The organism is Faecalibacterium sp. An77, from assembly GCF_002161315.1.
In the GTDB taxonomy this organism is placed as follows: domain Bacteria; phylum Bacillota; class Clostridia; order Oscillospirales; family Ruminococcaceae; genus Faecalibacterium.
In genome coordinates, this window is record NZ_NFHK01000003.1 from 112,293 (window position 1) to 134,215 (window position 21,923).

General features: G+C 63.7%; 22 protein-coding genes. 14 read left to right on the plus strand and 8 right to left on the minus strand.

Features of this window, described 5'->3' with window-relative positions:
• Positions 1 to 105: 105 nt before the first annotated feature.
• Both dnaK and dnaJ read left to right on the plus strand, forming a co-directional pair.
• Positions 106 to 1,938: a molecular chaperone DnaK gene (gene dnaK, locus B5G28_RS02410; RefSeq protein ID WP_087246087.1), complete on the plus strand. Its 1,833-nt coding sequence runs from the start codon at positions 106 to 108 to the stop codon at positions 1,936 to 1,938.
• A gap of 169 nt (positions 1,939 to 2,107) precedes the next feature.
• Positions 2,108 to 3,271 carry a molecular chaperone DnaJ gene (dnaJ, locus tag B5G28_RS02415; RefSeq protein WP_087246089.1) on the plus strand — a complete coding sequence of 388 codons (1,164 nt, stop codon included), beginning with the start codon at positions 2,108 to 2,110 and terminating at the stop codon, positions 3,269 to 3,271.
• 317 nt (positions 3,272 to 3,588) lie between these two features.
• On the opposite strand, the gene B5G28_RS02420 is transcribed toward dnaJ, so the two are convergent.
• From B5G28_RS02420 to B5G28_RS02445, 6 genes are all read right to left on the minus strand, one after another.
• Positions 3,589 to 3,948, minus strand: a complete 360-nt coding sequence (locus tag B5G28_RS02420) for a hypothetical protein (protein ID WP_087246091.1) — start codon at positions 3,946 to 3,948, stop codon at positions 3,589 to 3,591.
• A gap of 105 nt (positions 3,949 to 4,053) precedes the next feature.
• Entirely contained in the window at positions 4,054 to 4,446 is a 393-nt protein-coding gene (locus B5G28_RS02425; RefSeq protein WP_087246093.1) for a hypothetical protein, read from the minus strand.
• A 204-nt stretch (positions 4,447 to 4,650) separates the two neighbouring features.
• Positions 4,651 to 5,826 carry a DHHW family protein gene (locus tag B5G28_RS02430; protein WP_087246095.1) on the minus strand — a complete coding sequence of 392 codons (1,176 nt, stop codon included), beginning with the start codon at positions 5,824 to 5,826 and terminating at the stop codon, positions 4,651 to 4,653.
• A 12-nt stretch (positions 5,827 to 5,838) separates the two neighbouring features.
• The gene (locus B5G28_RS02435) at positions 5,839 to 7,257 is read right to left on the minus strand and encodes an MBOAT family O-acyltransferase (RefSeq protein WP_087246097.1); all 1,419 of its coding nucleotides are present in this window, start codon (positions 7,255 to 7,257) and stop codon (positions 5,839 to 5,841) included.
• 172 nt (positions 7,258 to 7,429) lie between these two features.
• Positions 7,430 to 8,032 (minus strand): DUF4358 domain-containing protein, encoded by a 603-nt coding sequence (locus tag B5G28_RS02440; RefSeq protein WP_087246099.1) that lies wholly within the window; start codon positions 8,030 to 8,032, stop codon positions 7,430 to 7,432.
• Between the two features lie 151 nt (positions 8,033 to 8,183).
• Entirely contained in the window at positions 8,184 to 9,143 is a 960-nt protein-coding gene (locus tag B5G28_RS02445) for a M15 family metallopeptidase (protein ID WP_242967441.1), read from the minus strand.
• Between the two features lie 98 nt (positions 9,144 to 9,241).
• Between B5G28_RS02445 and B5G28_RS02450 the strand changes: the two genes are divergently transcribed.
• The 4 genes from B5G28_RS02450 to B5G28_RS02465 all read left to right on the plus strand — a co-directional run bounded on the left by B5G28_RS02450 (position 9,242) and on the right by B5G28_RS02465 (position 11,544).
• Positions 9,242 to 9,685 carry a SpoVA/SpoVAEb family sporulation membrane protein gene (locus B5G28_RS02450; protein WP_087246101.1) on the plus strand — a complete coding sequence of 148 codons (444 nt, stop codon included), beginning with the start codon at positions 9,242 to 9,244 and terminating at the stop codon, positions 9,683 to 9,685.
• Between the two features lie 95 nt (positions 9,686 to 9,780).
• Positions 9,781 to 10,800: a stage V sporulation protein AD gene (locus B5G28_RS02455; RefSeq protein WP_087246103.1), complete on the plus strand. Its 1,020-nt coding sequence runs from the start codon at positions 9,781 to 9,783 to the stop codon at positions 10,798 to 10,800.
• Between the two features lie 2 nt (positions 10,801 to 10,802).
• Complete coding sequence (gene spoVAE / locus B5G28_RS02460; RefSeq protein ID WP_087246105.1) at positions 10,803 to 11,159, plus strand: stage V sporulation protein AE; 357 nt, start codon at positions 10,803 to 10,805, stop codon at positions 11,157 to 11,159.
• 76 nt (positions 11,160 to 11,235) lie between these two features.
• Entirely contained in the window at positions 11,236 to 11,544 is a 309-nt protein-coding gene (locus tag B5G28_RS02465) for a hypothetical protein (protein ID WP_087246107.1), read from the plus strand.
• A gap of 6 nt (positions 11,545 to 11,550) precedes the next feature.
• Here B5G28_RS02465 and rpsT read toward each other — a convergent pair whose 3' ends face one another.
• Positions 11,551 to 11,811: a 30S ribosomal protein S20 gene (rpsT, locus tag B5G28_RS02470; RefSeq protein WP_087246109.1), complete on the minus strand. Its 261-nt coding sequence runs from the start codon at positions 11,809 to 11,811 to the stop codon at positions 11,551 to 11,553.
• A 157-nt stretch (positions 11,812 to 11,968) separates the two neighbouring features.
• Here rpsT and gpr point away from each other — a divergent pair, with 157 nt between their 5' ends.
• From gpr to B5G28_RS02505, 7 genes are all read left to right on the plus strand, one after another.
• Positions 11,969 to 12,763 carry a GPR endopeptidase gene (gpr, locus tag B5G28_RS02475; RefSeq protein ID WP_087246111.1) on the plus strand — a complete coding sequence of 265 codons (795 nt, stop codon included), beginning with the start codon at positions 11,969 to 11,971 and terminating at the stop codon, positions 12,761 to 12,763.
• A 57-nt stretch (positions 12,764 to 12,820) separates the two neighbouring features.
• The gene (locus B5G28_RS02480) at positions 12,821 to 13,936 is read left to right on the plus strand and encodes a stage II sporulation protein P (protein WP_087246113.1); all 1,116 of its coding nucleotides are present in this window, start codon (positions 12,821 to 12,823) and stop codon (positions 13,934 to 13,936) included.
• Between the two features lie 343 nt (positions 13,937 to 14,279).
• Positions 14,280 to 15,668 (plus strand): asparagine--tRNA ligase, encoded by a 1,389-nt coding sequence (gene asnS, locus B5G28_RS02485; protein WP_087246115.1) that lies wholly within the window; start codon positions 14,280 to 14,282, stop codon positions 15,666 to 15,668.
• Positions 15,669 to 15,756: 88 nt separating this feature from the next.
• Positions 15,757 to 16,812 carry an A/G-specific adenine glycosylase gene (locus B5G28_RS02490; protein ID WP_204228799.1) on the plus strand — a complete coding sequence of 352 codons (1,056 nt, stop codon included), beginning with the start codon at positions 15,757 to 15,759 and terminating at the stop codon, positions 16,810 to 16,812.
• 301 nt (positions 16,813 to 17,113) lie between these two features.
• The gene (locus B5G28_RS02495; protein ID WP_087246117.1) at positions 17,114 to 17,335 is read left to right on the plus strand and encodes a phosphatase; all 222 of its coding nucleotides are present in this window, start codon (positions 17,114 to 17,116) and stop codon (positions 17,333 to 17,335) included.
• A 151-nt stretch (positions 17,336 to 17,486) separates the two neighbouring features.
• Positions 17,487 to 18,803, plus strand: a complete 1,317-nt coding sequence (locus B5G28_RS02500) for a M23 family metallopeptidase (protein ID WP_242967442.1) — start codon at positions 17,487 to 17,489, stop codon at positions 18,801 to 18,803.
• 95 nt (positions 18,804 to 18,898) lie between these two features.
• Positions 18,899 to 19,249: a helix-turn-helix transcriptional regulator gene (locus B5G28_RS02505; RefSeq protein WP_087246119.1), complete on the plus strand. Its 351-nt coding sequence runs from the start codon at positions 18,899 to 18,901 to the stop codon at positions 19,247 to 19,249.
• A gap of 212 nt (positions 19,250 to 19,461) precedes the next feature.
• On the opposite strand, the gene B5G28_RS02510 is transcribed toward B5G28_RS02505, so the two are convergent.
• Positions 19,462 to 20,802, minus strand: coding sequence for a trypsin-like peptidase domain-containing protein (locus tag B5G28_RS02510; protein WP_087246121.1), 1,341 nt, complete (start codon positions 20,800 to 20,802; stop codon positions 19,462 to 19,464).
• Between the two features lie 208 nt (positions 20,803 to 21,010).
• Here B5G28_RS02510 and B5G28_RS02515 point away from each other — a divergent pair, with 208 nt between their 5' ends.
• Positions 21,011 to 21,877 (plus strand): bifunctional GNAT family N-acetyltransferase/class I SAM-dependent methyltransferase, encoded by an 867-nt coding sequence (locus B5G28_RS02515; protein ID WP_087246123.1) that lies wholly within the window; start codon positions 21,011 to 21,013, stop codon positions 21,875 to 21,877.
• The last annotated feature ends 46 nt before the right edge of the window (positions 21,878 to 21,923 follow it).

Genomic DNA, 21,923 nt, shown 5'->3' on the forward strand with positions numbered 1-21,923 from the left:
CCGGCGGGAGTCCCGATAGAATCAATCCCGTAACACATTGCGATCACTGATAAACAAACAACAAAAAAACATTTCAAGCTGAGCTTTGAGAGAGGAGCCATTTTTATGAGCAAGATTATTGGTATCGACCTTGGTACTACGAATAGCTGCGTTGCCGTGATGGAAGGCGGCGAGCCCGTCGTCATCCCCAATGCGGAAGGTGCACGCACCACCCCGTCTGTGGTGGGCTTCACCAAGACCGGCGACCGCCTGGTGGGCCAGGTGGCAAAGCGCCAGGCCATCACCAACCCCGACAACACCGTCTCGTCCATCAAGCGTAAGATGGGCACCAACGAGAAGGTCACCCTGGACGGCAAGGAGTACACTCCCCAGCAGGTCAGCGCTATGATCCTGCAGAAGCTGAAGGCTGACGCCGAGGCTTACCTGGGCGAGACCGTCACCGAGGCCGTCATCACCGTTCCCGCATACTTCAACGACAGCCAGCGTCAGGCCACCAAGGACGCAGGCACCATCGCCGGCCTGAACGTCCGCCGCATCATCAACGAGCCCACCGCCGCATCTCTGGCCTACGGCATCGACAAGGAAGAGGACCAGAAGATCATGGTCTACGACCTGGGTGGCGGCACCTTCGACGTCTCCATCATTGAGATGGGCGACGGCGTCACCGAGGTTCTGTCCACCAACGGCGACACCCACCTGGGCGGCGACGACTTCGACCAGCGCATCATCGACTGGATGGCAGACGCTTTCCAGACCGAGAACGGCATCGACCTGCGCAAGGACAAGATGGCTGCCCAGCGCCTGAAGGAGGCCGCTGAGAAGGCCAAGATCGAGCTGTCCAGCGCCATGACCAGCCAGATCAACCTGCCCTTCATCACCGCCGACGCCACCGGCCCCAAGCACCTGGATATGACCCTGACCCGCGCCAAGTTCAACGAACTGACCGCAGATCTGGTTGACCGCACCATGGCCCCCGTCCGCAAGGCTCTGGCTGACGCCGGCCTGCGCGCTTCCGACCTGAAGAAGGTCCTGATGGTGGGCGGCTCCACCCGTATCCCCGCCGTCTACGACGCCGTCAAGAAGGAACTGAACTGCGAACCCTTCAAGGGTATCAACCCCGACGAGTGCGTGGCCGTGGGCGCTGCCATCCAGGGCGGCGTTCTGCAGGGCGACGTCAAGGGCCTGCTGCTGCTGGACGTCACTCCGCTGAGCCTGGGCATTGAGACCCTGGGCGGCGTCTGCACCAAGATCATCGAGCGCAACACCACCATCCCCACCCACAAGAGCCAGGTCTTCTCCACCGCCGCTGACAACCAGCCCTCGGTTGAGGTCAACGTCCTGCAGGGCGAGCGTGAGTTTGCCCGCGACAACAAGAGCCTGGGTGTGTTCCACCTGGACGGCATTGCACCGGCTCCCCGCGGCGTGCCTCAGATTGAGGTCACCTTCGATATCGACGCCAACGGCATCGTGAAGGTCAGCGCCAAGGACCTGGGCACCGGCAAGGAGCAGAACATCACCATCACCGCTTCCACCAACATGTCCAAGGACGACATCGACAAGGCTGTCAAGGAAGCCGAGCAGTATGCCGCTGAGGACAAGAAGAAGCGCGAGGAAGTGGACATCCGCAACGGCGCCGACCAGATGGTCTTCCAGACTGAGAAGATGCTGAAGGAGAACGGCGACAAGCTGCCCGCCGACGTCAAGAGCGAGGCCGAGAGCAAGCTGGCCGACCTGAAGAACACCCTGCAGTCCGGCAGCATCGACGACATCAAGGCCAAGCAGGAGGCTCTGAGCCAGGTGTTCGAGCGGATGTATCAGTCCGCCGCAGCCGCCCAGCAGGCCGCCGGCGCCAACCCCGGCCCCGATGCTGGCAGCAGCAACAGCAGCAACCAGGCCAACGATGACGGCGTCGTGGACGCCGACTTCAAGGAAGTCTGAGAATAAAATGCACTGACACCCCGGCCAAACCGGCGGGGTGCACAGGCTGAAAGGAGGGCGCGGCCTCTGGCCGCAGCCCCTGGACATGGCAAAGCCGCTCCGGTTTTCCCCGGGGCGGCATTTGCCGGTTTTAGAGCCAGCGCGGCTGGCAGGCGAGAGGTGAGTGGAAATGGCACAGGAGAAACGTGACTATTACGAGGTCCTGGGTGTGTCCAAGACGGCCACGGACGAGGAAATCAAAAAGGCCTACCGGAAGCTGGCCCTGAAGTACCACCCGGACTACAACCCCGGCGACAAGACCGCCGAGGAAAAATTCAAAGAGATCAACGAGGCCCACGAGGTCTTGTCCGACCCCGACAAGCGCAAGCGCTATGACCAGTTCGGCTTTGCGGGCGTCGATCCCAACTACGCGGCCAGCCAGGGCGGCGCAGGCGGTTTCGGCGGCTTTGGCGGGGTGGACCTGGGCGACATCTTCGGGGATATTTTCGGCGGCGGCTTCGGCGGTTTCGCCGGCGGCGGCGCCCGCTCCAACCCCAACGCCCCCCGCAAGGGCCAGGACATCCGGGTGCGGATTACCCTGAGCTTTGACGAGGCGGTCCACGGCTGCAAGAAGAACATCACCATCACCCGGCAGCAGACCTGTACCGAGTGCAACGGTTCCGGCGCAGCCCCCGGCACCACCCCCGAGGTGTGCCCCGACTGCAACGGCCGCGGCTACACCGTCCAGCAGCAGCGGACCCCCTTCGGCGTGATGCAGAGCCAGCAGCCCTGCACCCGCTGCGGCGGCAAGGGCAAGCTCATCAAGACCCCCTGCAAGGTCTGCCATGGCAGCGGCCGTGTGGCCACCAAAAAGACTCTGGAGGTCAATATCCCCATGGGTATTGACGACGATCAGAGCATTGCGCTGCGGGGCATGGGCGATGCCGGCACCAACGGCGGCCCCGCCGGTGATGTCATCGTGATGGTCACCGTCCGGCCCGACGACCTGTTCCAGCGGGACGGCTACGACGTCTGGGTCACCATCCCCATCACCTTCAGCCAGGCGGTTCTGGGCGACAACATCACCGTCCCCACCATCGACGGCAAGGTGGAGTACAACCTGCCCGAAGGCACCCAGAGCGGCACCACCTTCCGGCTGCGGGGCAAGGGCATTCAGTATCTGAACGGCCGCGGCCGGGGCGATATGTACGTCAAGTGCGACGTGGAAATCCCCAAGAAGCTGAACAAGACCCAGCGGGAGGCCCTGAAGAAGTTTGAGGGCACCCTGAAGGAGGACAACTACGAAAAGCGGAAGGGCTTCTTCCGCAAGCTGAAAGACATTCTCAACAAGTAATCCCCCAAGATCTCAAAGACCCCGAAAGGCAGCGATGCCCTTCGGGGTCTTTTTTGCGGGGTTTGCAGGCCCTGGAGGGGCCTTTGGGTCAGGGGCGGGACTTTTTCCCGTCCAAACCAAAGCGCCCCGTCCAGGCCGCCGGACAGGGCGCAGGGAAGGGGACTGGCCCCCAGCAGCAAAACCGGAGGCCTATGCCGGCCCTCTGCGGCGGCTGCAGCGCGGCGGCACCGGGGGCTCGAAAGCATAAAAAGAGGGCGGCGGCCCCGCCCCGAAGGGAGGACCGCCGCCTGTTTAGGTCTTTGGTGGAATTGCAGAGGTTAGACGGTGGCGAATGCGACAGCCGACACAACCCAGCCCAGGGGGCTGCCGATGGAAGCGGCAGTAGCCAGAACGCTGCGGACGCAGTTCAGGACAGAGGTGGTGGTGTAGTTCAGCCAGGTGTCAACGCCCTTCTCCAGGTCGGTGCCGATGTTGCCGGTCTTGTTGGCAGCATACCAGCGGCGAGCGCCCAGCAGCTGATCGATCCAGTTGTACAGAAGCAGGCCGCTAACAGCCAGGGAGATGCCGCCGCTGATCAGAGCAGCAACGCTACCAGAGTCAGCGCCGCCGGTGGTGTAGGTCATCTCGTCTTCCGTCATGAGGTTGTAATTAGCGGGCATACGAACGGTCATTTCCATAATGATGCTCCTTTTCTTTGCAAAGATTAGGCTATTGTGAACGGTACATTCCAGCCTTCGACTGGATGAGAGTTCCAGCAGAAATGCAACCGTTTGCAAACCAAATCAGGTGAAGATCAGCAGCGGGATGCTCAGGGGCCACAGGCCCACCACCGCAACGGCCGCCACCAGATCACGGGTAAAGTACGACAGCGACTTGGACATATCTGCGCCCAGGTCATCCACTGCCCTGCCCAAAATGGTGAAGATGTTGCCCTCCGCGTTGTCATCCAGCCAGCGGTTGGCCTGCTGAATGCCCCAAATGTAGCTGGTCGCCAGCACGGCAACGCCCACAATGGTGGCGATGGTGCCCATGGCATTGATGGCAGAGGCGGTGGTGTCCACCACGCTGTCCACAGCATTGCCGACACTGTCCACAATACCGCCGCCAGTCAGGTAGACCATCTCGTCCTGTGCAACCGGGGCGAAATGTTCCGGGTAACGGATCGCATCTTTCATAGGTCAAATCTCCTTTGCTGATAGGATACCGGCGGGTTTTCACCTGCCCGCAAAACAGATTCTCCCACACCTTTTGGGTTCAATCCCATTTTACCACATTGTGAGAGAATGCTCAAGAGTTTCCTTGAAAAAAGTGTGAAATTTAGGCGGTTTTCATAATATTGTATAGCATTCTTTGTGGAAAGACGCCCCGTCTCGATTTTTTCACCCTTCAATCCCGGCCCGGTACAGGTAGGGATCGCTCTTGAAACTGTCAAAACTGTACAAAACCAGAATCTGGTCATAGTCGTTCTGGTCAATCAGGGTATCCAGGCCGTAGTTGTAGTTCCGCAGGTCCACCACGTCGATGTCGGCATAGTTGGCGGTCAGGAAGGGGACAAAGGAGTTGGCATAGCTGTCCTTGATGACCAGAATGCTGCCCTCGCCGTCGCCCTCCACCCGGCTCATGCCGTTGTTTCCGTGGAGGAAGGCCGCATATTTGTCGTAGACCTCCAGCTTGGACAGATCGTACAGGCCGGTGGTGTTGCCCGCCTCGGGCATGCCGGGCCCCGTGACGGTATAGATGGTCAGGGGGTTGTCCAGCTGGTAATAGGTCAGGGTGTCGGGCTGGGCGTTCCAGGTGCGGGCCCGGGAATAGAAGGTGCCGTAAAAGTCGGGCACTTCCACCGCCTGGTGGGCCGACAGGTCAAAGGGTGTCAGGCCCAGCAGGCTGCACAGATGGCTGTAGGCATAGTAGGCGCCCTGGGTGGTCCAGTGGTGGTCGGTGCGGTAGTAGATATACTCGTCCCGGTGGTCGGACAAAGTCTGCGCCACCGACACGAAGGTGCCGCCGGCCTCCTCCACCGCCGTCTGAATCTGCTTCAGGTAGACGGTTTCGTCCAGCAGGGGGGCGCCCACCGGCACCCGCTCGGGGTAGATGGTGGCCGCCGAGGGCACCACCATGGTATAGACCTTGCCGGGATAGCGGGAGGCCAGGGAAGTCACTGCGGCGATGTTCCGGGGCAGGGTCCGCTCCTCGCTGGACACCAGGCCGAAGGTCCGGTTGATCATCTGGCCCTCGTCCCCCAGCAGAACGCCGCCGCTCTGGGTCTTTTGGAACAGGGCCGTCTCCACAAAGCTCTGGAGGCTGATCCAGCCGTCACGGCCGGGAATCTGGTCCTTGGTGTACTGGGTGTAGTTGCTGAAAAACTGGTTCAGGCCCTTGGCCGTCAGCAGCTGGGTGGTAATGGCGGGGCGCTGGGTCAGGGTGGTGTTTTCCAGCTCGCTGACCTGACGGTCAGGGGTCAGCAGGTCCAGCACAAACACGCCCACAAAAAAGACGCTGAACAAGATCAAAACCGGGTAATGGATCAGCCCGCCGCGTTTTTTCTTTTGTTCCATGGTGCGGCCTCCTTAGAAGTTGAAGTAGAGGAAGGGGCTGTTGGTGCTGCCCACCACATAGGCGGTGGAGACCACCAGCAGCAGGGCCACCGTCAGCACCCTTGTCCAGTTCCGCCGTTTGAGCAGGTCCCAGACCTTCCCGATGAGGGGGGTGCAGCAGATGGCCGACACCACCAGCAGGACGCCGTAGTTCCGGAGGAAGTATACCGGCGACACGCCGCCCGAGGGGATGAACAGCTTCTGGAACAGCAGGCCGAACTGGACGCCGGCGTCGTTGCCCACAAACATGGCCCAGCCCACCACCACAAAGAACAGGGTGTAAATGTGGGGCCAGATTTTACCCTTTTGCAGGTATTTCAGGAGGAACAGCTTTTCCACCGCCAGCAGGACGAAATAGTACAGGCCCCAGCAGATGAAGTTCCAGTTGGCGCCGTGCCAGATGCCGGTGAGCAGCTCCACGATGAACAGGTTGAGGATCTGGCGGCGCAGGCCCTTGCGGTTGCCGCCCAGGGGGATATACACATACTCCCTGAACCAGCCCGACAGGGTCATATGCCACCGCCGCCAGAACTCGGTGATGGAGGCGGAAATATACGGATAGTTGAAGTTCTGGGGGAACTCAAAGCCCATCATCTTGCCCATGCCGATGGCCATCATGGAGTAGCCCGAGAAATCAAAGTACAGCTGGAAGCTGTAGGCCAGGATGCCCAGCCACACCAGCGGGGTGGAGGCGTTGGCCAGGCCCACAAAGGTCACCGAGGCGTCGTCGGCGATGCCGATGATATCGGTCCAGAGGGCGCCGATGGCGTCGGCCAGCAGCACCTTTTTGGCCAGGCCGAAGGTGAAGATGGTCACGCCCTCCTCAATCTGGGCCAGGGAATAGCGGTGCTTGTAGACGTGGAGCTGGACGGCCACATCCCGGTATTTGACGATGGGGCCGGCGATCAGCTGAGGGAACATGACCACATAGGCGCCGAAGTCGATGATGTTCTTTTCGGCCGGGACGTTCCGCCAGTAGACGTCGATGGTATAGGACAACGTCTGGAAGGTGTAGAAGCTGATGCCCAGAGGCAGGACGCTGATGCCCTCGATGGGGGCAAAGCTTGTCCCCAGCAGGGCGTTGGCGCTTTCCAGCACAAAGTTGGCGTATTTGAAGTAGAACAGCATCCCCAGGCTGCCCACCAGGGCCACCGCCAGGAGGATTTTCCGCCCCAGGGGGCGGCGGTCAAAGAGGGCGATCCCCAAACCGCACAGGTAGTTGATGAGGATCAGGCCCAGCATCACCGGGAAAAACCGGACTTCGCCCCAGCAGTAGAACACCAGGCTGCACAAAAACAGGACGGTGTTCTTGGCCCGGGCGGGGGCAATATAATAGGCCGCCAGGGTAAAGGGCAGAAAATGAAACAGGAAGATGATCGAACTGAATATCAAGGCCGTATCTCCTTACCAGCAGGGTGGGTGTGGGGCCATTCTCGTGAGAACGCCTGGGTCAAATAAGAGCCGATGCCCCAGAGGCATTGGCTCAGGGACTACAGCAGATTTCCCGCCGGGCAGGGCCCGGGCGCCGGTCACGGCGGCCCGAACCCATCGCGGGGGCAAAACCTTACTGTGCGTATTCGTTCATCACGTCGTCCACGGCCTGACCCAGGTCAGCGGTGGCCTCGTTGGAGGCGATGACCATGACCACCAGGTTATCCCGGCCCGAGATCACTGCGTTTTCCACGTTGCTCTGGGCCTGGGCAAATTCGGAGTAGTTGCCGTAGAAGGCCACCTGGTCCTCCTTGTAGGTCTGCAGCTGCTCGCAGATGGCCTCGGACTTGCCGGCGGCGGGCTGGATCACCAGCACCAGGCCGGCGTCGCCGTTGTCATTGCTCTTGATGCCCTTGTAGCTGGCCACGTCCTCGGCCGCCAGACCGAAGTCGTACTCGATGTTCATGGCCGAGATCTCAAACTGGTTGGAGATGGGGTTGGCCTCCAGCAGCTGGTCTGCAATGGCCGACAGCTGGTCGGAGCCGTTTTCCGCGTTGTTCGGAGCGGCCGTGCCCGCATCATCGGTGCGGGTCTCGCCGGCGGCGGAGGAGGCGGGGGCAGACGCCGCCGAGCTGGCGGTGCTGCTGGCATCATCGGAAGATCCGCCGCAGCCTGCCAGCAGGGCAGCGCAGAGAATCAGTGCAGTCAACGAAAACAAGAAATTACGTTTCATCATAATATTTCCTTTTCCTTCTCTCGATTGTATCGTTGGTGCGCCCGGGGCGCAGCGCTACGCATACAGGTTTTTGCAAACCATGATTATCTTATCATATCAAACTGCAAAATGCAATCCGGGCCAAAACTTTCACACCCCGTTTCCAGGGTCTTTACACCGCCGCGGCGATCTTCTGCAGCTCGGCGATATACTGCTCAAAAATCAGCCCGCTTTCGTTGATTCGGGCGGCGTTTTCGGGGCCCACATAGCGCCAGTGCCAGGGCTCATAGGTGATCTCGGTGACGGCCTCGGCCTCCTCTCCCTTGGGGTAGCGGAGGATGAAGCCGTACTGTTCCGCGTGCTCGCACAGCCAGGCAAAGGCGGTGGTGTTCTCAAAGCCGGTGTCCAGGTCGGTGAAGTCGGGGCAGTTCAGGTCGGCGGCCAGGCCGCAGTTGTGCTCGGAATATCCCGGAGGGTTGACGATGCCGGCGGCCAGCTCCCGGGCGGTGGCTTCATCGTAGCCCTGGTTCAGGTACTGCTGGGTTTTGTTGTTGTACAGGGTGGTCTGATAGGACACGCTCCGGTAGCCGCTCTGCATCCAGATGGTGACGCCGTCGGCGGCTGCCGCGGCCTGCATCTCCAGGAAGGCGTCGGCGGCCTCGGTCTGAAGGGTCTTGTTGATGGCGGTGGCCGAGCCGCACTCCTTGGTGTCGAAGGTGTAGTCCTCCGGCATGGGGGAGTCGTGGTTCACCAGCACCATCCGGGAATCATTCAGCATGGCCTGGGCCTCGGCGGCGGTGAGGCCCAGAGCGTTCTGGGGCACTGCCGGGGCCGAAGAAGCGGCCTGGGAAGAGGAGGAGGACGCCGCCGGGCTGTTGGAGCCGGACGCCGCCGAGCCGGCGGGCAGGGTGCTGCTGGCCGGGGTGGTGGTGGAGGCGCTGGAGGCGGCGGCCTGCATCCGGGTGACGGCGAAGGAGACGCCTCCCGCCACCAGGGCCAGGGCACAGAAAAAGACGGTGAGACGCCGGGCCGCACGGCGGCGGCGACGGCGGCGAATTTCGGCCCGGGTCAGTTTGCGGCGCGGGCGGTGGGACGGATCATTGGGCATAGGAGCCATAGGCTGCTGCTGCATACAAAAGACCTCTCTGTTCTGAAATGTAGAATCTGGTATAATCACGCCGCACCCCGGGCAGACTATCTGCCAAACAGACGAGTGAGGCGAACGGTTTTATGCATCTGTCAAGCGAGGAATACGCCCGCCGGGTTCAGCAGGCCGGGCCGCCGTCCCCTATAGTGCGGGACTGCCTGTGGGCCTTCTGCGTGGGCGGAGGCATCTGCCTGCTGGGGGAATGGTTCCGCCAGCGGTATCTGGCGGCGGGGGCCGACCCCGACACCGCCGGCACCCTCACCAGCTGCACCCTGATCCTTTTGTCGGGGCTGTGCACCACCCTGGGGTGGTACCAGAAGCTGGCGGCCCGGGCCGGGGCGGGAAGTCTGGTGCCCATCACCGGCTTTGCCAACTCGGTGGTCAGCGCGGCCATTGAGTTTCAGTCCGAGGGCCGGGTCACCGGCACCGGGGCCAAGATGTTCACCATCGCCGGGCCGGTGATTGTCTACGGCACGGCGGCCTCGGCGGTGTACGGACTCATTCTGTGGCTGGCGGGCCTCATATAGAGGATACGTCCAGTAGATGGAAAATATTGCAAAAACAAGGCGAGAGATTCGATTTTCTCCGCCCTGGGAAACATCCGAAAGGAGTGGGGCATTCCATGGCGCAGCGGCACGGCGATACCCTGATTTTCTCCGCGCCGCCGGTCATCGCGGCGCATGCGGCGGTGGGCGGCAAAAAGGAGAGCCGCAGCCCTCTGGCCGAGGGCTTTGACGAGCTGAGCCGGGACAACCGCCTGGGCCAGAAAACCTGGGAGGCGGCCGAAAAGGTCCTGCAGCTGCGGGCCGCCCGGCTCTGCCTGCAAAAGGCGGGGGCCGCCGAGCGGTCGGTGAACCTGGTTCTGGCGGGGGACCTGCAGGCCCAGTGCACCGCCTCCAACTACACCATGCGGGAGCTGGACATCCCCTTTGCGGGGGTGTTCGGGGCCTGCAGCACCATGGCCGAGGCCCTGGGGCTGGGGGCCGCCCTCTGCGCCGGCGGGATGGCCGAGGGAATCCTGGCCATGGCGTCGGGGCACTTCTGCGCCGCCGAGCGGCAGTTCCGCACCCCTCTGAGCTACGGCGCCGTCCGCACCCCCACCTCCCAGTGGACCGCCACCGCCGCGGGCTGCTGCCTGCTGCGGCCGGCGGGGCCGGGGGTGTTGATCCGGGCCGCCACCTTTGGCCGGGTCCAGGACTACCGGGTGCGGGACATCAACAACATGGGGGCCGCCATGGCCCCGGCTGCCGCCGCCACCCTGCTGCACTATCTGGCCGACACCCACACCCAGCCCGCCGCCCTGGACTGCATCTACACCGGGGACCTGGGCCGGGTGGGCAGCGATCTGCTGGCCCAGCTGCTGGAAGCCGAGGGCATCGGCCCCTACCATCACGAGGACTGCGGCTGTCTGCTCTACGGCTCGGACCCCCAGGTCCACAGCGGCGGCTCGGGACCGGGCTGCTGCGCCAGCGTCCTGTCGGCCCACATCCTGCCCCGGCTGGAATCGGGCGAGCTGAAACGGGTGGTGTTCATCGCCACCGGGGCCCTCATGAGCCAGACCACCTTTCTCCAAAAGGAGAGCATCCCCGCCATCGCCCATCTGGTGGAGCTGGCCGCTCCCGCCGCAGCACAGGAGGAATGAACATGCAATACGTCTGGGCCTTTCTGGTGGGGGGCAGTCTCTGCGTCATCGGGCAAATCCTCATCGACCGCACCAGCCTGACCCCCGCCCGCATCCTCACCGGCTATGTGGTGGCCGGGGTGATTTTGTCGGCTCTGGGGCTGTACGGCCCTCTGGCCGAGCTGGCGGGCAGCGGCGCCACCGTCCCCCTGCTGGGCTTTGGCCATCTGCTGGCCAAGGGCGTCCGCCAGGCGGTGGAGGAGCAGGGCCTGCTGGGCTGCCTCACCGGCGGCCTGCAGGCCGGGGCTGCCGGCATCGCCGCCAGCCTCCTCTGCGGGCTGATCTTTTCCCTCATCGGGAAAAGCCACGACCAAAACTAATCACAGCATCGACATACAACGCCCCTTTTTTCCGTCCGGCTGCGCTATGCTGGGAGGAAAAAGGGGGTTTTTACATATGAGGAACATCCGTTCGGTCTGCCGTTTTGCCGCCGGGGCGCTGCCCTGTCTGCCCTCCCTGTACTGGGCCGCCGGGGGACTGGCCCGGGCCTTTGGGGGCGGGGAACCGGGCTTTGGGCCTGCCGCTCTGCTGCTGGCCGTCCTGATCTGCCTGGGGTACGCTCTGGGCTGGCTGTTTTACCCCGAAACCGCCGTTCCGGCCGGGCCCGACGGCCTGCTGGAAAACCCCGCACAAACAACAAAAGCCCTCCTGCCGAATACATGGCGCGGAGAGCTTTGCTCGTCAATCGTATCGAACCAGTCGTGAACGGCTTTAGACGGCCTTGTTGGCGCGCTTGGCCAGACGGCTGATCTTGCGGGACGCGGTGTTTTTCTTCAGCACGCCTTTGGCGCGGGCCTTGTCGATCGCGGAAACAGCAGCCAGGACAGTTGCGTCCTTGTCAGCGGCTTTGGCATCGATGGCAGCGTTTGCCTTCTTGACGACTGTTTTCAGGTTGGTCTTAATGGCCTTGTTGTGAGCCTGCTCTGCAGCAGCCTGCACGACGCGGTCCTTCTGAGATTTGATGTTAGGCAATTCGTTCCACCTCCTTGGCTACCTATAACAGCGCATCTTATGATACCATATTCGCCGCATCTGCGCAAGCTTTTTTTGAAATTTTGTTTGAAAAAAATTTTTTTGCCCACACTTTGGCCAGAACAAGGCCTCCCAGAGGGCCAAAGGAGGGCACAATATGCGATCTACCGACATGGCGGACGAGCTGTTCGGCGCCCGGCAGGAGGCCGGCAGCGCCGCCGGGGTGCGTCTGGCCACCATGCGACAGGGCGGGGTGGTGGTGACCCGGGTGGAGATTGCCCGGGACGGCCTGGCCCGGCCCCGGGGGCGCTACGTCACCCTGGAGACCCCCAGCGTCAGCCTGCTGGACGAGCGGGACAACACCGTCATTGAGCTGGCGGCGGCCGAGCTGGCCGCCCTGCTGCCCCCGGAAGGGCCGGTGCTGGTGCTGGGGATCGGCAACCGCCAGGTCACCGCCGACGCCCTGGGCCCCCGCACCGTCCAGCACGTTCTGGTCACCATGGGGGCGGGCCACGGCCTGCCCATCCGGGGCATCCGGCCGGTGGCGGCCATGGCGCCGGGAGTATCCCAGGCGGCGGGCATCAGCCTTCAGGCCCTGGCGGGGGCGTTGGTGCGGGCGGTCCGTCCCACCGCCCTGATCTGCGTGGACAGCCTCTGTTCCTCCGAGCCGGAGCGGCTGGGCCGCACCATTCAGTTTTCCGACACCGGGCTGGCGCCGGCCAACCCCGACAATCCCCGCCATCTGGACGCCGCCGCTCTGGGCCTGCCGGTGATTGCGGCGGGCATCCCCACTTTAATGGAGGCGGAGGAGAGCAACGACCTGGTGGTCACTCCCCGGGCCCTGGACAGCGTCATCGCCCACGGGGCCGCCCTGCTGGGGGCCGCCATCAACCGGGCTTTGCAGCCCCGTCTCACCGTCAACCAGCTCTGCTGGCTGTCCAGTCAGGCATAACCGCCTTCCCGCCCGCATAGAACAGATAGTAAGTCATGCGGGAAGGGAGGCAAACGGATGCAGGAAAACCACCATGACCCCCAGGGCGGCCGCGCCGGTTCAGGGACAGGCTGGGCGGCGCTGGGGGCGGCTGCGGTGATGCTGGCCCTGACCCTGTGGGGGCGGGGGATTGCCCTGACGCTGGCGGGAACCCTGGTGGGGCCGGTGCCCGCCCTGCGCACCGCCTTTGCCCTCAGTCCGGCGGGGCAGGCCGATTCCGCCGGGAGCACGGCGGACAGCATGGCGGCCTCCTCGGCGGCAGAAGCTGTCCCCGACACCTCCATTGAGCAGTATCTGGTGGAGCTGACCCCCGACGACCAGAAGCCCGCCGACGCCGGCACCGTCATCGAGACATCCTACGGCCAGGGTAGCGGCGAAAAGTACATCGCCTGCGACGCCGGCACCATCAAGAACAACACCAGCGTCTCCTCGGCGGAGGTGGCCGCCGAGATCCAGAACCCGCTGCCCTTCAACGTGGAGCTGAACAGCGCCCAGCCCCAGGTCCTCATCATGCACACCCACGCCACCGAATGCTACCGGCCGGCGTCGGGGCTGTGGTTCGCCCCCGGAGACGGGGCCCGCACCACCGACCGGGCCAACAATATGTGCGCAGTGGGCCGGGTGATGGCTGACACCCTCAACGCCGCCGGCATCAACACCCTTCACGACGAGTCCCTCAACGACTATCCCAGCTACACCGGCAGCTATTCCAACAGCCGGGCGGTGGTGCAGCAGTATCTGGCCCAGTACCCCAGCATCAAGGTGGTGCTGGACGTCCACCGGGACGCCATCGAAAACGACGCCGGGGCCCGGATGGCCCCGGTGGTGGAAATCAACGGCCGCAAGGCCGCCCAGGTGATGCTGATCTGCGGCTGCGACAACGGCTCCACCGTCTCGCTGCCCAACTGGCGGCAGAATCTGCGGTTTGCCGCCGCCTGGGAATCCGCCATGGAGGGGATGTACCCCGGGTTCACCCGGCCGGTGCTGTTCAGCTACCGGTTCTACAACCAGGACCTGACCACCGGCAGCCTGCTGATCGAGATCGGCACCCACGGCAACAACCTCAACGAGGCCCTCTACGCCGGGCAGCTGGCGGCCAACGCGCTGGTGTCCCTTTTTGGCGGCGCGGGTTGACAAACGTACGCAGTTATGCTATAGTGCCACTATCTGAAAAGCCTTGATCGGGAAAAGTACCTCCCCCCACGACGGCACAGAGAGCAGGCGTTGCTGAGAGCCTGCCCGCAGGGGAAGGGAACGAACACCCGGGAGCTGCAAACTGAACCCCGCCCCGCGGGCAGTAGGTGCGCCGCCCACCCCAGCGTTACCAGGGGAGTGCTTCGCCGCATCGTGCGGCGCGAGCATACGAGACCGGCCGCCGGCCGGTGAATTCAGGTGGCACCGCGGACATTACAAGACAGCTTGTTCGCCCTGGAATACGGGGAGAAAGCTGTCTTTTTACTTTTCAGGAGGTATCTTTATGGAACGCACCGAGATTGCATCCCTCTACCGGGAGACCCCTGCCGACGGCACCGTCCTGACCGTCTGCGGCTGGGCCAAGAACATCCGCGACAGCAAGAACATCGGCTTCATCGCCCTGTCGGACGGCGGCTGCTTCAAGACCCTGCAGGTGGTCTTTGAGACCGCCAAACTGGACAACTACGAGGAAGTGGCCCACGCCGGCCTCTACACCAGCATGCAGGTCACCGGCCGCCTGATCCTCACCCCCGGCGCCAAGCAGCCCTTTGAGCTGAACGCCGACTCCATCCAGCTGCTGGGCGCCTGCCCCTCGGAGGAGTATCCCCTGCAGAAAAAGAAGATGAGCATGGAGTATCTGCGCACCATGCCCACCCTGCGCCCCCGCACCAACACCTTCAACGCAGCCTTCCGGGTCCGCAGCGTGGCCGCCTACGCCATCCACCGCTTCTTCCAGGAGAACGGCTTTGTCTACTCCCATTCGCCCATCCTCACCGGTTCGGACTGTGAGGGCGCCGGCGAGATGTTCCGCGTCACCACCCTGGACCTGGACAACCTGCCCAAGACCGAGGACGGCCGCACCGACTACAGCGAGGACTTCTTCGGCCGTCCGGTGAACCTGACCGTCTCCGGCCAGCTGGAGGCCGAGGCCATGGCCATGGCCTTCGGCAAGGTGTACACCTTCGGACCCACCTTCCGCGCCGAGAAGAGCTTCACCACCCGCCACGCCGCCGAGTTCTGGATGATCGAGCCCGAAATGGCCTTCTGCGACCTGTCCGGCTATATGGACGTGGCCGAGGCCATGACCAAGTACGTCATCCGCTATGTGCTGGACAACTGCCCCGATGAGATGGACTTCTTCAACAAGTTCATCGACAAGGGCCTCATCGAGCGCCTGGAGCTGGTGGCCGGCAGCGAGTTCGGCCGCATCACCTACACCGAGGCCATCGAGATCCTGAAGGAGAACAACAAAAAGTTCCAGTACCCGGTGGAGTGGGGCGTGGACATCCAGACCGAGCACGAGCGCTACCTGACCGAAGTGGTGTTCAAGAAGCCGGTCTTTGTCACCGACTATCCCAAGGAGATCAAGAGCTTCTACATGAAGCAGAACCCCGACGGCAAGACGGTGGCCGCAGCCGATATGCTGGTGCCCGGCATCGGCGAGCTGATCGGCGGCAGCCAGCGTGAGGAAGACTACGACAAACTGGCCGCCCGCATGGACGAGCTGGGCCTGGACAAGGCCAGCTACGACTGGTATCTGGACCTGCGGCGTTTCGGCACCGTGGAGCACGCCGGCTTCGGCCTGGGCTTCGAGCGGATGCTGATGTACCTCACCGGCATCCAGAACATCCGGGACGTGCTGCCCTTCCCCCGCACCGCCTACGGCATGTAACCCATCTGTCACCCCGTCCGGCCTGTACGCCCATCACGTCCAGACCGGACGTTTCTTTTTTCATTTTGCACCATGGAGGACCACGCCTGTGGAAAACATTGCCCCCGCCCTTTTGGACTGGTTCAACCAGAACCGCCGCTCCCTGCCTTTCCGGGACGACCCCACCCCTTACCACGTCTGGGTCAGCGAAATCATGCTGCAGCAGACCCGGGTGTCGGCGGCGCTGCCCTATTATGAGCGGTTCATCGAGGAACTGCCCGACATCCCGGCCCTGGCCGCCTGCCCGCCTGAACGGCTGGACAAGCTGTGGGAGGGTCTGGGCTACTACCGCCGGGTTCACAGCCTGCAGAAGGCCGCCCAGGTGGTATGCGAGCAGTACGGCGGCGCCCTGCCCGCCGACTACGACGCCCTGCTGGCCCTGCCCGGGGTAGGGCCCTACACCGCCGGGGCCATCGCCTCCATCGGCTTCGGGCTGGCGGCCCCTGCGGTGGACGGCAACGTCCTGCGGGTGTTTGCCCGTCTGTACAACGACCCGTCCCCCGTCACCGACGCCGCCGTCAAGCGGACCTTCACCCAGCGGGTGATGGCCCACCAGCCCCCCGACAACCCCGGGGACTACAACCAGGCCCTGATGGAGCTGGGCGCCCTGGTCTGCCTGCCCGGAGGCGAGCCTCTGTGCGGCCGGTGTCCTCTGGCCGATCTGTGCCAGGGCCGGAAGGCCGGCACCGCCCTGGAACTGCCCAAAAAGGCCGAGCCCAAGCCCCGCCGGGTGGTGCCGGTGACGGTGCTGCTGATCCGGCAGGAGGGGACCGGAGCCTGGCTGCTCCAGAAGCGGCCCGAGACCGGCCTGCTGGCCGGCCTGTGGCAGCCCCCGGCCCTGGAAGGGGTCTGTCTGGAGGGACCCGACGCCATCCGCCAGGCTGCCGCCGGGCTGGGCCTTGTGCCCGGCAGCGATACGCCCCGGCCCCGGCCCGCCGCCAAGCACATTTTCAGCCATGTGGAATGGCATCTCAGCGGCTGGGTGATGACCCTGCCGGCCCAGCCCGCCCCGGAGGGCTGCGTCTGGGCCAGCCGGGAGGACCTGGAGGGCCGCTACGCCCTGCCCGGGGCTTTCAAGGCCTACCGCAAGGTGCTTTTGGGATAAATTTCCAGAAGGGCAGGACGAGGCGTTGGTCAATATGGAATACTTTTCGGAGGCAGGCAACGGAAATTTTGTGGATTCCGGTTGTAATTTTGTTCGGCAGCGGGTATAATAGAGTTATTCCGGGGGCAGAACACTTCGGCCCCCGCCGGCTGGGAGGGTATTTCAAATGTCTCTCGTCATTCAAACGTCCATCCATATCTTTTCAGCACTGACTGGAATGCTGAAAATCGCGCTGTACCTTGTCTGCCGGTACAATGATTTGAAAAAACGCTTGATGCGTAAAAAGGAGAGTGCTCAACCTATGAAGAAATCCTGTCTGATCGCCGTCGTCGCTGCGCTGGCCGCCGTGGCTGGCGCCCTGGTCGCCGTGGCTGTCTATCTCCGCCGCCGCGAGAAGGAACTGGACGAATACGAGCGTCTGCTGTTTGGTGAGGACGAGGCCGTCCCCGCCGATGTCGATGACACCGACGCTGCCCCCGCCACCGAGGCTGTGGAGCAGGCCGACGAGGACACCGCAGAGTAAGTTTCGAAGGCTCTGCGCAGAAAATCTGCCAAGATGCATGCAGGGCGCACCGTGGAAGCCTTTGACCGGCTTCTGCTGGTGCGCCCTTTTTCTATCCCGCGCCGGATGCGGACGGCGGCGGGTGCTGTGAATCCAAACAGGAGGAATCAAGATGCAGATCGTGAAAAACATTCTGCTGTGGCTGGTGGGAGTGGTGCTGGGTGTGGCCGTCCTGCTGGGCGCCGTCATGGCCGCCAGCTATTCCTTTACCACCAGCGGCAGCCAGCCCGACCCGGCGGCCCAGTTCGGCGGGGCAGACCTGGAAGTCAACGGCAGCTGCTGGCAGGTGCCCCTGATCGGCGGGATGCTGGACAAGGCCTTTTATTCGCCCTCCACCCTGTCGGTCCAGAAGCTGGGGGTCCTCTACGACGCCCACCCCGAGCTGACCCTGCCCGAATGGGCCACCTCCGCCCAGCTGACCATCACCGCCGACGGCATGGGGGACGCCTATTATTTCCAGGGTGATATCTCCGAATACGCCAGCTTCCTCTACCCGTCCAACGGGGAGTACAAGGCCCAGCTGACGGTCTGGCGTCTGCCGGAGGGGATGACCCCGGCGGACTTCACCTGGCCCGCCGACGGCGCCATCCTCCGCAATGCCGGCCTGGAACGGCCTTCCCGGGCATCGGGCTGCTATCAGTATTCCTTCCGGTTCACCATCCAGGCCTCGGCGGAGCTGGAACTGTCCTCCGAGCGGATCGAGCAGGGCGGGGTGGCCGCCCTGGAAATCAGCGGCATGGTGGGCAGTGAAAAGCCCCAGATAGAGACCGATCTGGGCAGCGTCCAGTGTGTCCGCAGCCCGGCGGGCTGGCGGTGCTACATACCGGCGGCCTACAATGCCTCGGCCGGCGGCCACGAAATCGCCGTCACCGTCAACGGCGAGACCCTCACCACCTCCCTGGTGGTCACCGCCAAGAACTTCGGCGAGGCGGAGGCCCAGCCCGACCCGCCCGCCCCCGACGGCGCCGGCGAGGAGTTCCGGAACGTGATCTGGTCCCTCTACGACGCCGAAGCCCGGGACAAGATGTGGCACGGGGCCTTCCTCTGCCCGCTGGAAAACTACACCGTCCTGCTGGACTACGGCCAGACCAAAGTCATGAGCGGAGCCCGGGCCGGCCAGTCCAACTCCACCTTGCTGTATGCGGTGCCGGGGGATGCGGTCCGCGCCCCCGCAGACGGGGTGGTTGTGGTAGCCCAGAACCTGGGCCTCACCGGGAACACGGTGGTCATCGACCACGGCTGCGGCCTGCGCAGCTACCTCTACGGCCTGGCGGACATCCACGTCAAATCCGGCCAGACGGTGAGCCGGGGCGACGCCGTGGGCCAGGTGGGGGAGACCCTCACCATGGACTTCAAGCTGGGCAGCAAGAGCATCAGCCCCTGGCCCCTGTTCCAGACCAGCGGCGGGCTGTTCTGGCGGGAATTTTAACGCGCCTTCGCTCTGCAACCTGAGGTTGCGGAGCAGTTGGTGGACGCAACCGCTCCTTTTTTGTATCCTTGAACTACCGGAAAGGAGTTGATTCGATGCGCTTGGCAATGATTGAAATATTTGGGCTGCTGTTTCTGGGCCTGTTTGTCACCCTGGTGGTCTTTATCATCCGGGCCCTGCGGACCTACGTCAAAAGCCACAGCCGGCCCCCGGAGGACCGGCAGGAAGCGGCCGCCGCCCCTTCCAAAACCCTGGCGCAGGCTTTGAAAGACCACCGCACCCGCTGCAAGCTCACCCAGGAATATGTGGCCGAAGCAGTGGGGGTATCCCGCCAGGCAGTGAGCAAGTGGGAGACGGGGGAGTCAGAGCCCACCATGTCCAATCTGACCCTGCTGGCCAAAGTCTATGGCGTCAGCCTGGCCCAGCTGCTGGAGGACGTGACGTAAAATCAGCGCAGCGGGCTGCTGCAGGGGTTTCGGTGTCTGCGAAGCCCTGCGGCGGCCCGTTTTCTGTGCCCCAAGCCGCCCGGACGCGCAAAAAACTCCCCCGCCGGGTCTAGGGACGGGGGAGTCTTTTGTAAGGAGGAAAATCAGAAGGGAGTTTCTGTATTCCGGAAAATGGACCTGTAAAACCTGTTTTGGTGGGTTTTCAATGAAACTCAGTTGTTGGGGGTCTGCTCGCCCAGGGTGGCGGAGACGGTCAGCATCTGGCCGTTCCGGGCCACCGTGATGGAGATGGTGTCTCCGGCGGTGTGCTGATCCACGATCGAGGTGACATCGTCGCGGGAGGCAATCTCCGCGCCGTCGATGCTGATGATCCGGTCGCCCGGCTCCAGGCCGGCGTTGGCGGCGCCGGAACCTGCGGCCACATCCACGATATAGATGCCGTAGGCCGACACGCCCAGCTGCTGGGCGGTGGACTCATCGGTGACGGCCACATAGGTGATGCCCAGATAGGGACGGCCGCTGACGTAGCCGTTCTCCAGCAGATCCTGGGCGATGTCGATGGCGGTGTTGATGGGGATGGCGAAGCCCAGGCCCTCAGCGCCCGAAGCTTCCGACTTGGCGTTGACGATGCCCACCAGCTCGCCGGCCATGTTGAACAGGCCGCCGCCCGAGTTGCCCGGGCTGATGCTGGCGTTGGTCTGGATCAGGGACAGATTCAGGATGGAGCCGTCGTTGTTCTCGATGGCCACATCGCGGTCCAGCGCGCTGACGATGCCGTTGGTGACGGTGCCGCTCAGATTACCCAGAGGGTTGCCCACAGCCACCACTTCTTCGCCCACCGCCAGGGCGTTGCTGTCGCCCACCACAGCGGGGGTCAGGCCCTCGGCCTCGATTTTCAGGACGGCCACGTCGCTGGCGGTGTCCGAGCCAATGACGGTGGCGGTGTAGTCCACATCGTCGATGGTGACGGTGACGTTGGACGCGCCGTCCACCACGTGGGCACAGGTCAGAATATAGCCGTCGTCGCTGATGATGACGCCGCTGCCTGCGCCCGACTCAACCTGGCGCTGGCCAAACCAGGACCAGTTGGAGTAGATCACTTCTTCGGTGGTGATGGGCACCACGCTGGGGGTGACCAGGGCCGCCACCTGGGCGGTGGACAGGTCGTCCCCGCCGGTGGAGGTGGAGGAGGCCAGCGCATTGCTGATCTGCTCCGACCGGTCGGAGGCCTGGATCACCAGACGGTGCTCGTTGCCCACCATGCTGCCCACGTAGCCGCCGGCAAAGCCCACCGCTGCGGCCAGCACCAGGGCCAGCACGCTGCGGAGCACCCGGCCGGCCCGGCCGCGCCGGGGTTTGCGGGGAGGCTCCTCCGGGTTGGGGACCGGACGGTAGTCGGGGGTGACGGGCGGCGGATTGCCGCCGTTGGCGTCGTACTGATTGGCGGCGTTGGTCCCGCTGCTGCCTACGTTGGCATAGCCGGTATCATTGCCGTTGCCGGAGGAATGGTAGAGGGAAGAATAGTCGTATTCCCATTTATTCTCGTTATCCATAGTTCAAATCATCCTTTCAGGGGGAGCGGAAAAGGGAAGGCGGGGGATAGGGTCTTGACCTTTCCCTTCTGGCTGATTATAGTGTAACCTGAAATTGTGAAAACCGCTTCATGCCGCCGTGAAGAAAATGTGAAATCCAGTCGTTTTCCGGCGCGGAGGCAGCCCCTGCTTGCATTCCCAAAGCAAGCCGCCCCAAAAGGAGGTCTTTATGCGCCTTGTTCAAACAGAGGAGGGCTTTTCCCTTTATAAAGAAAAGTCCGAGATCGGCCGCTGTGCCGTGGCCTCCAGCGGGCCCGAGACCCATATTTCGGCCCTGTGGATTGCGCCCGACTGGCGCCGCCGGGGCTATGGCTCCTATCTTCTGCGCCAGGTGCTTCACCAGCTGGGCGGCTATGACCGGGAGGCGGCCAGCTGCTTCACCGCGCCCCTGCCCGACGTGCCGGAGGAAACCGCGTTCTGGGCCAAGTTTGACTTTGTGCCCCAAGGGGGCCGCCTGGTCCGCCGCCGCAAGCCCGACCTGACCGCCGTCCGGCTGGCCCAGGATTTTCTGGCGGGACACCTGGACCGGCCCCGGCTCCTGATCGACGCCACCTGCGGCAACGGGGGAGACACCGCCTTTCTCTGCCGTCTGGCCGGGGAGGAAGGGCAGGTGCTGGCCTTTGACATCCAGCCCGCCGCCCTGGACTCCACCCGGGCCCGGCTGGCCCGGGAGAGCATCCCCGAAAGCCGCTGCCGCCTGATTCTGGACAGCCACGCCCATCTTCTGGACTACGTCCAGCCCGGCACCGCCGACGGGGTGGTGTTTAACTTCGGCTGGCTGCCCGGCGCCGACCATTCGGTCCACAGCGGCGCCGACACCAGCATCCCGGCCCTGGAGGCCGCCCTCCAGGCCCTGCGCCCCGGCGGGGTGCTGTCGGCGGTGCTCTACAGCGGGGCGGTCATCGGGAACAGCGAGAAGTTGGCCGCCCTGGCCTGGCTGGAAGCGCTGCCTCTAACTAAGTATACGGTCCTGGTCTGCCGCTTCGCCAACTGGGCCGACACCGCCCCTCTGCCCTGTTTTGTCATAAAAAAGTAGTCCAGCCCCTTGCACCGGGGGCCGTTTTGGCGTAATATATATGTAT

Coding starts and splice junctions, on each gene's coding strand:
- dnaK (WP_087246087.1), top strand. CDS start 106: ATGAGCAAGATTATTGGTATCGACCTTGGTACTACGAATAGCTGCGTT.
- dnaJ (WP_087246089.1), top strand. CDS start 2,108: ATGGCACAGGAGAAACGTGACTATTACGAGGTCCTGGGTGTGTCCAAG.
- B5G28_RS02420 (WP_087246091.1), bottom strand. CDS start 3,948: ATGGAAATGACCGTTCGTATGCCCGCTAATTACAACCTCATGACGGAA.
- B5G28_RS02425 (WP_087246093.1), bottom strand. CDS start 4,446: ATGAAAGATGCGATCCGTTACCCGGAACATTTCGCCCCGGTTGCACAG.
- B5G28_RS02430 (WP_087246095.1), bottom strand. CDS start 5,826: ATGGAACAAAAGAAAAAACGCGGCGGGCTGATCCATTACCCGGTTTTG.
- B5G28_RS02440 (WP_087246099.1), bottom strand. CDS start 8,032: ATGATGAAACGTAATTTCTTGTTTTCGTTGACTGCACTGATTCTCTGC.
- B5G28_RS02445 (WP_242967441.1), bottom strand. CDS start 9,143: ATGCAGCAGCAGCCTATGGCTCCTATGCCCAATGATCCGTCCCACCGC.
- B5G28_RS02450 (WP_087246101.1), top strand. CDS start 9,242: ATGCATCTGTCAAGCGAGGAATACGCCCGCCGGGTTCAGCAGGCCGGG.
- B5G28_RS02455 (WP_087246103.1), top strand. CDS start 9,781: ATGGCGCAGCGGCACGGCGATACCCTGATTTTCTCCGCGCCGCCGGTC.
- spoVAE (WP_087246105.1), top strand. CDS start 10,803: ATGCAATACGTCTGGGCCTTTCTGGTGGGGGGCAGTCTCTGCGTCATC.
- B5G28_RS02465 (WP_087246107.1), top strand. CDS start 11,236: ATGAGGAACATCCGTTCGGTCTGCCGTTTTGCCGCCGGGGCGCTGCCC.
- gpr (WP_087246111.1), top strand. CDS start 11,969: ATGCGATCTACCGACATGGCGGACGAGCTGTTCGGCGCCCGGCAGGAG.
- B5G28_RS02480 (WP_087246113.1), top strand. CDS start 12,821: ATGCAGGAAAACCACCATGACCCCCAGGGCGGCCGCGCCGGTTCAGGG.
- asnS (WP_087246115.1), top strand. CDS start 14,280: ATGGAACGCACCGAGATTGCATCCCTCTACCGGGAGACCCCTGCCGAC.
- B5G28_RS02495 (WP_087246117.1), top strand. CDS start 17,114: ATGAAGAAATCCTGTCTGATCGCCGTCGTCGCTGCGCTGGCCGCCGTG.
- B5G28_RS02500 (WP_242967442.1), top strand. CDS start 17,487: ATGCAGATCGTGAAAAACATTCTGCTGTGGCTGGTGGGAGTGGTGCTG.
- B5G28_RS02505 (WP_087246119.1), top strand. CDS start 18,899: ATGCGCTTGGCAATGATTGAAATATTTGGGCTGCTGTTTCTGGGCCTG.
- B5G28_RS02510 (WP_087246121.1), bottom strand. CDS start 20,802: ATGGATAACGAGAATAAATGGGAATACGACTATTCTTCCCTCTACCAT.
- B5G28_RS02515 (WP_087246123.1), top strand. CDS start 21,011: ATGCGCCTTGTTCAAACAGAGGAGGGCTTTTCCCTTTATAAAGAAAAG.